Below are 12,538 nucleotides of genomic sequence, written 5' to 3'. Positions count from 1 at the left end.
TCGCGCCAGCGGGATGGCTCACGACGGCCGAAGGCGATCGTTCCGATCGATCCAGTCCCGGAGCGAACGGACGTCGGCGGGGACGGAGCACTCCTTCTCGAACGCCTTCTGAGCCTTCCGGATCTGCCGCGTCACCATCGCGCTCTCGATCGCCTCCTCCTCCGCCATCCCGAGCGTCTTGAGCAACTCGAGGACACGATCGCCGGAGAAGGCCCGGACCAGCAGGTCGTCCAGCGAGCTGAAGACCTGCAGATGAACCGGCGAGGCGAGTTCGCGAGCGAAGGCCAGGATCTGCTCGTCAACCGCATGTCGCATCGGCCGCGACACCATCAGCAGCTCCAGCGGCGCGTTGGCCACCGGACGGGTGGAGGCCACTCCCTGCGGCTTCAGGGCGTCCGAGTAGACGAGGTACCGCCCCGGGCTGCGGACCAGGTCTTCGAAGTGGTCCGGGGAGCGGGGCTCGATCTCCTCCAAGTCGACGCGATCCCGCCCGAGACGATCCTGCAGGGAGTCGAAGTCCTCGCGAAAGTGGACGACCAAGATGACGCGGGCCTCGGGGGCCGCCCCCTTCAGCCGCGCGACGACCTGCTCGTCCCGGACCCGTCCGGTCATCCAGATCTGCTCGGACTGCGGGACGTTCTTCCCGGCACTCCCTCCCAGCAGCCAGCTCCACCAGCGCATCGGTCGCTCCCAGGTCCCTACTTCGCAAACAGCCAGGCGCCGGGGGAAACGGTCAGCCGCCCCTTCTCTTTCTCCACCGCGGCCCGCAGCTTCACGAGCAGCTTGTCCTCCTGGCCGTTGACGATCTCCCGCAGGATCGCGCGGCTGCCGTCGCCGATCGCATCGGCCATCTCGCCCCGGAGCGGGCCGATCTTCCGCGCCGTGTACTCGACGAGCGTCAGGTTCACGCCGTCGATCTGCGGGACGAGTCGGATCGCCGGGAGGCCGTTGTCGACCGCGGGCTCGATCTTGTAGCTGCAGGCGACGTCGATCCGCATCGTCCCGACGCCCCACAGGCTCCCGTTGAGCCCTTTGACGCCGAGGGTCCAGAACTCGAAGCGGGCCTCGACGTCCGCCTTGAACTGCGCGGAGATGTAGAGGTACTGCCGATCATCGCGCTCTCCCAGGTCGCGGATCGTCAGGACGAAGTTCCGGGCGGGATCGACGGGCGTGACGCGGTACTTCCGCCAGAAGCCGTGGTTGACCATGGTGGTCCGCTTGGCGAGCCGCAGCTGCCCGTTGCGGATGTCGGCGTTGATGCCATTGAAGGTCCGGTTCTGCTTCCCCCAGTCGATCTCCCGCTCGAAGTTGGGCGGAAACAGCGAGAGGGCGAGCGCCCGGAGAATCTCCTCCCAGGCGACGTACGACGGACTCTCGACATCCGGCGCGACAGGACGGCCCAGGTTCGGGTCGATCGGCGGCGGCAGGACCGGACCCGGCTCCGGAACGGCAGGTCCCGGCCTTGGGGCCGGCAGCGGGGGGAGCGGCGCGAGGGCCGGGGTCGGCTGTGGATCGAAGGCGGGAGCGGGATCCGGACGCCGGTCTCCTGGCGGAGGGGGGAGCAGCGGTCCGACCTGGGAGTGGGCCGAGGGACCGATCAGCGCGCCGGCGAGCACGACCGCGACGGCCCCCGCCAGCGACCGACGGACAACAGAGGGGAACCGGCTCACGTGGGGCCTCCGCTTCCGGCAATGATCGCGCGCCAACGAGACGAAACAGCGACAGCGCGAAACGATAACAGTCCGAAACAGTCGCCTCTGCGCCAATCCCGGCCGTCGAGCGGCGTGCCACTGCGGGTCTCGCCGCAACTGCCATGCATACCTGATCTTGGAGGGCAGATCCCGGCGAAGACTGGCCTGCAGAATCTCCGGCCTGTGCCGACGGCGCGCCTTGTGCGGATTAGTCCGATTATGACGATTGCAGTGGTTAATCAGAACCAGACGCAATCGAGCCCGGTGGTCGCTCAGGACCACCCGTTCCACGCGGACCGGCGGATTGAGACCCCGCCCCGCGGCCGCTGATCCCGGCCTGCGACCGTCTGTGCTGGACGCCTTTCCCAAACCGCGGCGGAGAGCTTGGCTCTTCGCCGCGGTTCTTCTTTTGGGCCCCGGCTGTCCTGCTCCCTTCGCGAGGCCGCGCTCTCGTGCGGCCCGTTCCGACCGGCGGCCACGGAACGTCGCGACACTCTGTCAAACACCGCACAACCGCGAACTGTCGTTTTGCGGAACCGTCCTTGAAAAAGTTGCATTCGGCGGGACACGGCCTGTTCTCATTTTGATTTCAACATTCGCCAGTCCATTGTCGCACCGCGCCCGCAAGGTCTTCGCCACCCTCCCACCTTCCGATCCGTCCGGCGACAACTGCCGTTCAACTTTAACATCGAAGTGATCCCACAAATCTGGCATGGGTGGTGCTTTTCTGATTCCACGTCACCGGGACAAACGCCACTCGGGACAACCAATCCGGACGGCACTCGACAACCTGCACATCGCAGTCTCCGAGTGACTCCCGGTGACCCTCAGAAAGGACCTCTCCATGAACGCCCGCCTCTTCCTCAAGTCCGCTCTCGCCACTCTCGTCCTTGGTACCGCCGGCGCCACCGCGACCCACGCCCAGCAGCCGTCGCTTCTGAACCCGCTGACGTGGTTCAACCAGCCGACCTATCGTCCGACTCAGTCCTGCCCGACGGGGACGTGCCCGAACGTCCGCCCTGTCAGCTACCAGACGAACTACGCCCCGGCGGTCGCGAATACCTACTACTACCCGCAGCAGGGTTATTCGCAGCCGGCCTACAACCAGGCGAACTACGTCCAGCCGGTGAACGCCTACCCGAACGCGGTTGGTGTGAACCCGAGCTGTCCGAACGGTATCTGCCCGACCGGCCAGTGCGTCAACGGTCAGTGCCCGACGGGGGCCTGCCCGAACGGGAACTGCAACATGAACTGCGTCAACGGCCAGTGCTTCCCGGTGACGGCTCCGGTCTACGCTCCGAACGGCAACTACTACGCCCCGACCGGTGCCGCGACCTCGCCGTACTACACCTCGCAGACGCAGCCGGTGAACTACACGACGCAGCCGATCTACAGCCCGACGGCCACGCAGCCGGTCTGGACCAACCCCAACCCGAACGTGAACCCGGCCTACGTTCCTCCGTTCCGCGGACGGGCCGCTGACCTGCCGATGGAATACGGTGTCAATTACCGGTAATCCCGGTCTGCCATCGAATGTCCTGACAGGAGCCCCCGGTTCAATGCCGGGGGTTTTTTGTTTGTCTCGAAGGGCGTCCTTGCCGGCACGACTCGATAGCTCAAACCCAACGTGCGACGGCCGTTGGGGTCAAGGGGGCCTCGCCCCCTTGCCGCCGGAGGCCTCTTCCTTGCTGAACCGTGGGACACAACGGGCGTCCCCTTTGTGAGAGCGGCGCTGGGAACTCCTCGCTCGATCTGGATCCCCGCGGGTTGGTGAGAGGGCATTCGATACGGCGTGCGCGCTTGGATACGTGCTCCTTCAGACATCCCTCGACGGCCAGGCCTCCGGCGGGCAAAGGGGCGTTGCCCCTCTGCACTCCCCACCAGGGTGCCCCTGGACCCGGTGAATGAGCCCCCATTGGCGAATGCCTTGGATGTCGGGCTCGCATCTCCCCTCGCGAAACGCCGGGTTGGTACACTGCGGGATTGCCGGTTCCACGTCACTCCGCCACCCCGCCACCCCGCCGTCACCATGGCTCAATGCGATCAAGGCTACCTCTGCGACGTCTGCGGCGACGAAGTCGAGGACATCACCGAAAGCGATCTCTACCTCCGCTACGTCACGGGAGAACTCGACGGCCGGGCGCTCCTGGCCACTCCAGAGCGGCACATCCGCTGTAACCCCACGAACGCCCAGTTCATCGTCGACCCCGCCTTCACCCCCGTCGTCGTGGAAGGAATCTTCTCGAAGGCAGAGCTCGATCCCGCCTTCGTCCGCCAGCGGGAAACGCTCCTGACGCGCGGCTGGCAGCGTCTTCAGGAACTCGCGGTCGAACGCCCGGCGCTGCCCGACTATCCCCTCGAAGAGTTCCGCCGCGGCCGGACCTGACCCACCGCAATGCGCCGCCCCCGCCGCGGGCCGGTTATCCCGATCGTGCGGCGGCCCGCCGTCAAAAACGGACAATCCCTCCAGGACCCCGCAATGGCCTGAGATTTCCGTAGGGTTTCGACGATGGGATGACGGCATCCGCAAAGCAGCGTCTTGAGTGCCGTCGCGCGCCCAGGGTAGGCTGTTCGGGTGGCCGGTCCGTCCCTCGGCCTTCTGTTGCCCCTCATATCCGTCGATCCAGCATCGGTTGCCAGACATGGGAAAGACTCAAGTCGCCGCCACATCCCTCGTGATGGCTCTCCCCGCGGGTCTCCTGGCCTATCTCACGATCATGGCCGGGCTGCAGCACACGGAGAGCATGCCGACGATGATGATGGCGGTTGTCTGGGGGACCGCCGTGATCTCCGTGATCATGGCCCTCTTCCCGGTCGGAACGCTGGTCCTGATGAAGTCCGCCCCGGCGGCAGACAAGGGCTCGGTCGCCAAGACCGCCGCCATCCCCTCCGGGGACGCGGACGTCTCCGGCGCGGAAGTTGAAGCGGCGGAAGACGGCTCGGGCCTCTCGAACGTCTCGGGCGAGCTGGATGACGACTCGGTCGCCAGCGGCGTCAGCGAACCGATGGACAACATGGAGCCGATCGACGACGACCTGGCCCTCAGCCAGGACGAACTCGCTCTCAGCGACGACGAACTGCCGATGGACGACTTCGAAGAGGAAGAAGCGCCCAAGAAGAAGAAAAAGAAGTGAGCTTCGTCCCGCTCCGGGCTTTCTCGCCCCGGGCCTGCTTCGGATCTGTGCTCCGGGCTCCTCTGCGGCTGAACCCTTGTCGCCGCAGAGGGACGCCGATCGGCGACGATCAACCGACCGAGACGCGATGAGCGTCCCGCACCCGGCGGATCGCCTCTTTCATCTTCGCCCGGTCGATCTCGTGGACGTCGATCTTCTGCCCGATCCGCGGCAGCATCGTCAGCGTCAGCCGACCGCCCAGGTGCTGCCGGAATTCTTCCAGGCCGCGGAACAGAACGTCCGTGTCGTGCAGGACCGGATGGTCGACCGGCAGACCCAGGTTCGTGAGGCACTCCAGGACCCGCTGCGCGTCTGCCTCCGGGAAGCCGTGGACGAGTGACGAGTAGACGGTGTCGACCGCCACGCCGATCCCAACCGCCTCGCCGTGCCGCAGCTCGAAGTTCGACATCACTTCCAGCTTGTGGGCCGACCAGTGGCCGTAGTCGAGCGGCCGGGCCTCGAGCGCTTCGAACGGGTCACCGCCGCGGGTGATGTGGTCGAGATGGAGCCGGGCGGAGCGGAGGATGACCGGCGCCGCCGCGGTCATGTCGCGCTGCCGGATGCGCGTCGCGAGGCGGCTCACCTCTTCGAAGCCCTCGGCGTCCTTGAGCAATGTCACCTTGACCGCTTCGGAGAATCCGCAGCGGAAGTCCCGATCGGGAAGGGTCGAGAGCAGGACGGCGTCGTTGATCACCGCCCACGGCACGGCGAAGGTGCCGACCCAGTTCTTCTTCTGGAACAGGTTGACGCTGTTCTTGACGCCGACGCCCGAGTCCGCCTGGGACAGGGTCGTGGTGGGGAGGCGGATGAGGCGGATGCCGCGGTGGGCGATGGCCGCCGCGAAGCCGACGGCGTCAAGGACTGCTCCGCCGCCGATGACCACCATGTAGCTCCGCCGGTCGAGGTCGGCGGCGTTGATGCACTTGAGCATCATCTCCAGGAGGTGGATGTCGTTCTTGACCGCTTCGCCGCCGGGGACGACCTGGATGTTGCCGGGCATGACGACCCGGTCGGCGTGATCGCTGACGAACTTGCGGATCCGGGACTTGAGCTGGGGCTGGGCGGTCGCGATCTGTTCGTCGAGCCAGAACTGGATCCGGGCGGGTCCGGCGGCGCTCGGTTCGAGGAGTTCGGCGAGGATCTGCTGGTCGGGGCCGAAGACGTCGCGGGTCACCCGGAGGCGATGGACGAAGGGGACCTGGAAGGGGACGTCGAAGGCGGAGGACTCGAACGACATGAACGCAGCGGATTCCGGTTTGGTCCGTGTTGGCGGGCGGCCTCCTGTCGGCCTGCCGTCACGGTCAATGACGATGTCGGTTGAACGGCGGATGTGGGCCGCAACGTTCCATTCTGGGGCGATGCCGGGGCAATTATCAACCCGTGCTGATGTGGACTTTTTGTTAGCCGGCGAGCGGTGATTCGCGCGACCTCACAACCCACCGGGTCCAGGGGCACCCTGGTGGGGGATGCAAGGGGGCAACGCCCTCTTGCCCGCCGGAGGCCTGGCTCGTCGGACACCGTCGGAAGGCGTGCGTATCCAATCGCGAACAACGTGCCGTATGCCCCCTCACCAACACGCGGGGATTGCAAAGGGAGCGGTGCAAATTGAGGGCGTCCTCCACGCGGATTCCACAAAGGGGACGCCCGTTGTTTACCACGGTTCCTCATGGAAGCGCCTCCGGCGGCAAGGGGGCGTGGCCCCCTTGACCCCAGGCTGCCGTCGCACGTTGGGTTTGAGCGAGCATCGCCGTGCCGGCAAGAGCGCTTCTGACTGGCCTCTCCGTTGTACGACCGTCAGAATCGCGCGGTCCCCAGGAAACCAACCATGCTCCGTCCCGGCATCGCTCTCTTCGCCCTCTCTCTCTTCGCCCCGGCCGCCACCTTCGCCGCCGACCCGCGCCCCGGCCTCTACGTCGACGCCCTCTCCGCCGTCCATCGCTGGGGTCTCCCCCGCTGGACCCTCCCCGAAAACGACGAAGCCCTCAAAGCCCGCCTCTCCCACGCCGTCAAGAAGGACCGCACCATCACCGCCGACGAAGCGGAAGAACTCTTCCCCCCGGCCCGCTTCCAACGCCTCGCCGGCACCGACGCCGCCCTCTCCGCCGACGAACTGGAGAACGCTCTGAACACCGACACCCCCTCCACCCGCAAGGAACTCCTCCCCGGCGCCGCCGACGCTCTTGCGACACTCGCCACCGGCCTCGACCAGCTCAAGCCCCGCCACCAGCAGGCCGCCAACGAACTCGCCCGCTGGATCCTCACCCGCCCCGCCGGCCAGCCGATCCACGTCACAGTCGTCTGCACCGGGAACTCCCGCCGCAGCATCCTCGGCTCCACCCTCGGCAACCTCGCGGCCGACTACTACGGCATGCCCGAGATCCGCTTCCACAGCGGCGGCACCGCCCCCTCCGCCTTCAACCCGCGGACCATCAAAGCCCTCACCTCCCTCGGCGTCGAGGTTATGCCCCTTGGTGACGAGGCCCCCCGCGGCACGACGGGCGAGCCCAACCCCCGCTACCGCATCCGCTGGGGAACCGGCACCGCCGCCGAGGCGGTGGAGTTCTCGAAGAAATACTCCGACGCGGCCAATCCCCGGGAAGACTTCGCCGCCATCCTCGTCTGCAGCGAAGCTGACGCCGCCTGCCCCATCGTCACCGGAGCGGCCGTCCGGATTCCGGCGCCGTTCCTCGACCCCAAGGACTACGACGGCAGCAGCGTCGAAACACAGAAGTACGAGGAACGCCGCGACGACATCGGCCGGATGATGCTCGCGGCGATGCTCCAGGTCCGGAACGCCCGCGGCGAATAGCTCGATCCGCTACTCCGGCATGGCACTCCGGGCCCGCTTCCGGAACGCGTCGCTCTGGACGATCGCGGTCACGAGGACGGAGAACTTGTCTCCCCCCTTCTCAGCCGCGGCAGCGATCTCCGAAACGCTGCACTCGTCAAAGTACTCCAGCCCGCGACCCAGCGCGTAAGTCAGGAGCTTCTCCGCGAGGCACCGCCGGAAGTCGCTGAACTGCGACACCAGGACCTTGCGCAGCTCGGCCGGCCCTTTGAACGTCTTCCCCCCGGGAAGCTCCCCGCTGGAGTCGATCGCGTTCTCCCGATCCTTGGTCCGCCACGCGCCGATCGCGTCATAGTTCTCCAGGCCAAAGCCGAGCGGATCCATGATCTTGTGACACGCCGCGCAAGACGGGTTCGAGCGATGGATCTCGAGCTGCTCCCGCAGCGACTTCACGTTCATCTCCTTGCGGCCCGGCTCCTCGAGCGGCGGAACGTTGGCGGGAGCCGGCGGCGGCGGAGCGGCGAGCAGGTTCTCGAGGATCCACTTGCCGCGTTTCACCGGTGACGTCCGGGTCGGGTTCGAGGTGACGGTCAGGATGCTCGCCTGCCCCATCAGCCCGCCGCGCTGCGTCGTGTCGAGCGAGACCTTCTGGAACTGGTCGCCACTGATGTTCTGAATCCCGTACAGCCCGGCCAGCTTGCCGTTCACGAAGGTGTAGTCGGCGGTCAGGAACTCCTGGATGCTCCGGTCTTCCCGGACGATCGTGTCGAAGAACATCGTCGTCTCGGTCTTCATCGCCTCCCGCAGGCTCGAGTCAAAACTCGGGAACCGCTTCGGGTCCGGCGAAGCCCGGTCGAGCAGCCGCAGATGCAGCCACTGCGCGGCAAAGTTCTCCGACAGCGACTTCGACCGCGGGTCCTTCAGCATCCGCTGGACCTGCTGCTTGAGGCCCTCGGTCGTCCCCAGCTTGTTCGCCGCCGCCAGGGAGAGCAGCTCATCGTCGGGACAGCTGCTCCAGATGAAGTACGAAAGCCGCGTCGCCAGTTCGTAGTCGTTCAGCGGACGGACCGGCTGGCTCAGCGGGTCCTGCTCGATCTTGAACAGGAAGCTCGGGGACGTGAGGGTGGCGGTGACGGCCAGCCGCATCGCCTGCTCGAAGTTCTGCTTGTCCCCCAGGGCGGACTCGACGAACTTCATCAGCCGGGCGACTTCCTCCGGCTTGACAGGGCGGCGGAACGCCTTCGTCGCGAATGCTTCCACGTTCGCTTTCGCGGCGGCGATCATCTGCGGGCGGGTCGCCTTCGGGGGCGGGGTCTTCTTGATGATCCGCTTGTGCGATTCCGGCAGCTCATCCGGCAGGACGCCGAGCGGCCCGATCAGGGTCAGCTCGACGATATGCAGGTTCCGGTCCCCCTTCATCTTGGGGTCGGGATCTTCCGGCTTGTAGTAGTCGTTGAGGAACTTGACCGCCAGCTTCTGCTTCCCCTTCATCAACGTGACTTCTTCGTTGATGGTCTGCGGGCCGCTCCGCTTGGCGGTGACGTTGACGACCTTTCCCTGCTTCCCGTTCAGCAGCAGGCCCATCTTGCAGGGCTCGGGCCCGGCCTGATCGCCATAGGCCTTGATCCGGAGGATGAACTTCTGGTTGTTGTCGGAGACGTCGACTTCGCCTCCCTTTTCCCCGTCGGTCGAGCCGAGCGCTCCGGCGGTGAACTTGTGCGTCGGCGCGGACTCCTCGTCCCCCGCCGCGATGGCCCGCACGGCGATCTCGTCCGCCGCCTCCAAATATCGCTCGAAGAGCACCGGCGGGATCGTCAGCACGTCGCCGATGTTATCGAACCCGTAGCCGACGTCGTCGGTCGGGAACTGGTCGGCCGGCTGGAAGTCGACACCGACAAGGTCGCGGATCGTGTTGTTGTATTCGGTCCGATTGAGCCGCCGGAGCGTCACCCGACCGGGGAACGCGTCGACCGTCCGGCCGCAGTCGACCGGCAGGGCGACGTTGCGGATCCAGGCCGCCACGGCGTCCCGCTCCTCTGCCTTGGGCTGCGGCGAGTCGGACGGGGGCATGATCGCCCCTTCGAGCTGGACTGCGATCTTCTTCCAGAGGTTCCGGTCGCGGGTCTTCGCCAGCTTTTCGGTCAGCTTGTCGACCGCGACCCCCGCCTCGGCCGAGTCGCCGGCGTGGCAGTCCCCGCAGTACTTCTTCAGGAAGGGCGCGACGTGCTGGTCGTAGCGGAGCTGCGCGCTGGGATCCGGCTTGGGGGCCTGGGCCCGGGCAGTCGCGGGGACGACGGCGAATCCGGCGAGCAGCGCGGCGGCGAAGCAGGAACGCAAGGAGGGCGGGAAAACCATCGAAAGAGCCTGAAGGCGGGACATTTCCGGAGGGCCCGTCATTCTATCACCGGCCGCGTCCGTGAGGGAAAGTCGAAGTCCCGGAGTTTTGAAAACGGGCGAAGTCGAAGCAGCCGCTCCCTGCGTTTCCCAAAGTGGTTCCGCCCCCTACGATCACAGAGTCGTTCCGCCGCTGCGTGATTTCATGCCCACTCCCGCCTCTGACGATGTCTGGCTACGCGAAGGGCGGGGGATCGCGCCCAAGCTCAAGTGGCGGCAGATGTGCGACGGCAATCTTGTCGGCCTCGCCCTGGCTCGCGAAACCGGGGAGACGTTCGTCGCCGATTCCTCCGGAGCCATTACGCGGATCGACCGGGCCGGGAAGATCCTGTCGATGACCCGCACCCGGCAGCCGGTCCAGAGGATGGCCTGGTGCGATCACGGGGACGCCGGGGTAGTTGTCACGAACGACAACGTGATCCGCCGGATCGACCGCTCCCTCAAGCAGATCTGGGAGGCCGAGGTTCCGGATGCCTGCCTGGCGGTGGCGATTACGCCGTACGGGAACCAGATGGCGGTGAGCCTCGCGGATGCGGGGGTGCAGATTTACAACGAGCGGCAGAAGCGACTGGCTCACTTTGAGACGGTCCGGCCGCTTTCGTTTCTGCAGTTCGGGGCTGCTCAGCCGGTGCTGTTCGGGGCGGCGGACCATGGCATCCTGTGCTGCCACAATCTGGCGGGGGCTCAGCTCTGGCAGGAGAAGCACTTTGCCAACGTCGGGGCGTTCGTGATTACGGGCGATGGCGACTTGCTGTATCTGGCGAGCTTCACGCACGGGATCCAGACGTACGACGGTGATGGGGGGGATGTCGGGTCGTATGTGCTGGAGGGGACGATCAACCGGGTGGCGGCGACGTTTGAGCCGCAGCGGATCGTTGCCTCGACGATCGAGCGGTATCTGTACTGGTTGGATTCGGATGGCGAGATGTTGTGGGCGACGGGCGCGCCGTCGGACATACATTCGCTGGCTTGCGACCCGTTGGGTGAGTGGGTGATTGTCGGGTTTGCGAATGGGCAGGTGCTGCGGCTGGACTGGAGCTGACCCGCATTCTCGCCGGCATGGCTCCCATAGCTCAAACCCAACGTGCCACGGCAGCCTGGGGTCAAGGGGCTACCCCTTTCAAGGTCGTTTGCGTTTGCGTTTCTCAAGGAGTCTGGCGGTCGAGAGGTGATCGTTGCGGCGTCCTGTTTTCGCGGGAGGCGGGTGTTTCGGACCTCGCTTCCGCTTGGGATACCGGGACAACTTCACCCTCTTCGCCAGACGAACCAGCTCCTTCGCCAGCCCCTGGGGGCACAACCCCTGGTGCCAGCACCACGCCGAAGCCTCCACAGCGATCTCCAGGCCGCAGTGCGTCAGCAGCACGTCATGCATCAGGTGATAGTCGGACAGCGTCGCCTCGATCGTCTCCCAGCCGTGAACCGACTTCAGTGCCCCCTTGACCACCGCATACGTGTTCCAGGCCACCACCGCCACGGCAAACGAGAACAGGGCCGCCCGCGGATAGCCCAGCGTTTCCACCTCGCACCGCAGAACGTCCGTCAGGCACTGGAACGCCTCTTCGATCGTCCACCGCAGGCGGTACGCCTCCACCACCTCGCCGGGCGGGACCGTTTCAGCCGGAAGATTCGTCAGGATGTGGACTTCGCTCTCCCCTTGGTTCGTCGGTCCGTCCAGTTCGATCGTCAGCCGCCGGACCGGCAGCGTCTGGCCCTCATCGTTCAGGTCCAGAGTCTGCTCGAACATCATCCCCGTCGCCGTCCGGCCGATCCGCCGCCGCTTCCCCTCCCGCTCCCAGGAGAGGTTCGAGCCATGTTGACGGATCACAAAGAAGGCCGAACGCTGCACGATTCCGAACAGGATCCGGCTCGTGCAGAAGTTCCGGTCGGCGACGAGCACCATCCCCTTCCGCAACCGCTCCAGCAGCTCCGGGACGAGCGAGCGTTCCTGGGCATGGCCATCCTCGCCGGGAACAAGTTCCGTGATCAGCCCCCGACGAAGGTCCAGCAGGGCCAGCGTCTGTCCGGGGAGGGCCGCTTCGCGGGTCGTCCGCAACTCGGCAAGCCGGTGCTCCGTGCTGGTCAGGTGATTCCCGTCGACACAATAGACGTCGTACGTCTTCAGTCCCCCGGTCAGCACGGGTGGCCGCAGGCCCGGCAGAGCATCGATGGCTCGTGCGGCATCGCGGGCGGTCTCGCGGACCAGGGCGGCCGTGACGGCCGGTTCAAGCCGTCGAAGTTTGTCGTACAGGGCCTGGGGTGAGATGTCGAGTTTGTCCTGAGCCGCCAGATAGGCGGCATGGACAGACGGCTGCGAACGGGTGGCGACAGCCGACATGATCGCCACGAGCTGCGAGAACAGGAGCTGGCGGCTGTATTGCCGCTGGGCGGCCCGCTGGAAGACCTCATCCAGCCGCTCGGCCCGCACCATGACCGCGGCGGGACAGCGTTCGACAAAACGCTCCAACACTTCGGCTGGCAACATCCCTGTTGTC

The 12,538-nt window shown here is 66.3% G+C and carries 10 protein-coding genes; 5 read left to right on the top strand and 5 right to left on the bottom strand.

Translation table 11 applies throughout. From position 1 onward, the window contains the following. Positions 1-18 precede the first annotated feature (18 nt). Both VT03_RS15845 and VT03_RS15840 read right to left on the bottom strand, forming a co-directional pair. Positions 19-681, bottom strand: coding sequence for a preprotein translocase subunit SecA (locus tag VT03_RS15845; protein ID WP_075093872.1), 663 nt, complete (start codon positions 679-681; stop codon positions 19-21). 17 nt (positions 682-698) lie between these two features. Beyond that, the gene (locus VT03_RS15840) at positions 699-1,670 is read right to left on the bottom strand and encodes a hypothetical protein (RefSeq protein ID WP_075093871.1); all 972 of its coding nucleotides are present in this window, start codon (positions 1,668-1,670) and stop codon (positions 699-701) included. Between the two features lie 865 nt (positions 1,671-2,535). Here VT03_RS15840 and VT03_RS15835 point away from each other — a divergent pair. The 3 genes from VT03_RS15835 to VT03_RS15825 all read left to right on the top strand — a co-directional run bounded on the left by VT03_RS15835 (position 2,536) and on the right by VT03_RS15825 (position 4,825). Then, on the top strand, positions 2,536-3,207 hold the full coding sequence (locus VT03_RS15835) for a hypothetical protein (RefSeq protein ID WP_075093870.1): 672 nt from the start codon (positions 2,536-2,538) through the stop codon (positions 3,205-3,207). A 513-nt stretch (positions 3,208-3,720) separates the two neighbouring features. Beyond that, a complete protein-coding gene (locus VT03_RS15830; RefSeq protein ID WP_075093869.1) occupies positions 3,721-4,077 on the top strand; it encodes a hypothetical protein in 357 nt (118 codons plus the stop codon). Positions 4,078-4,333: 256 nt separating this feature from the next. Next, positions 4,334-4,825 carry a hypothetical protein gene (locus VT03_RS15825; protein WP_156514537.1) on the top strand — a complete coding sequence of 164 codons (492 nt, stop codon included), beginning with the start codon at positions 4,334-4,336 and terminating at the stop codon, positions 4,823-4,825. A 109-nt stretch (positions 4,826-4,934) separates the two neighbouring features. On the opposite strand, the gene VT03_RS15820 is transcribed toward VT03_RS15825, so the two are convergent. After that, a complete protein-coding gene (locus VT03_RS15820) occupies positions 4,935-6,101 on the bottom strand; it encodes a 3-dehydroquinate synthase (RefSeq protein WP_075093867.1) in 1,167 nt (388 codons plus the stop codon). 588 nt (positions 6,102-6,689) lie between these two features. Between VT03_RS15820 and VT03_RS15815 the strand changes: the two genes are divergently transcribed. Further along, positions 6,690-7,673, top strand: a complete 984-nt coding sequence (locus tag VT03_RS15815; protein ID WP_075093866.1) for a hypothetical protein — start codon at positions 6,690-6,692, stop codon at positions 7,671-7,673. 9 nt (positions 7,674-7,682) lie between these two features. Here the strand turns inward: VT03_RS15815 and VT03_RS15810 are convergent, their stop codons facing one another. Further along, positions 7,683-9,989, bottom strand: coding sequence for a DUF1592 domain-containing protein (locus VT03_RS15810; RefSeq protein ID WP_156514536.1), 2,307 nt, complete (start codon positions 9,987-9,989; stop codon positions 7,683-7,685). A 202-nt stretch (positions 9,990-10,191) separates the two neighbouring features. Here VT03_RS15810 and VT03_RS15805 point away from each other — a divergent pair, with 202 nt between their 5' ends. Then, positions 10,192-11,088: a hypothetical protein gene (locus tag VT03_RS15805; RefSeq protein ID WP_075093864.1), complete on the top strand. Its 897-nt coding sequence runs from the start codon at positions 10,192-10,194 to the stop codon at positions 11,086-11,088. 78 nt (positions 11,089-11,166) lie between these two features. Here VT03_RS15805 and VT03_RS15800 read toward each other — a convergent pair whose 3' ends face one another. Continuing rightward, on the bottom strand, positions 11,167-12,528 hold the full coding sequence (locus VT03_RS15800; RefSeq protein WP_075093863.1) for a transposase: 1,362 nt from the start codon (positions 12,526-12,528) through the stop codon (positions 11,167-11,169). Positions 12,529-12,538: the final 10 nt, after the last annotated feature.

Source organism: Planctomyces sp. SH-PL14 (genome assembly GCF_001610835.1).
Lineage (GTDB): Bacteria > Planctomycetota > Planctomycetia > Planctomycetales > Planctomycetaceae > Planctomyces_A.
This window is presented reverse-complemented; position numbering and strand designations above follow the sequence as displayed.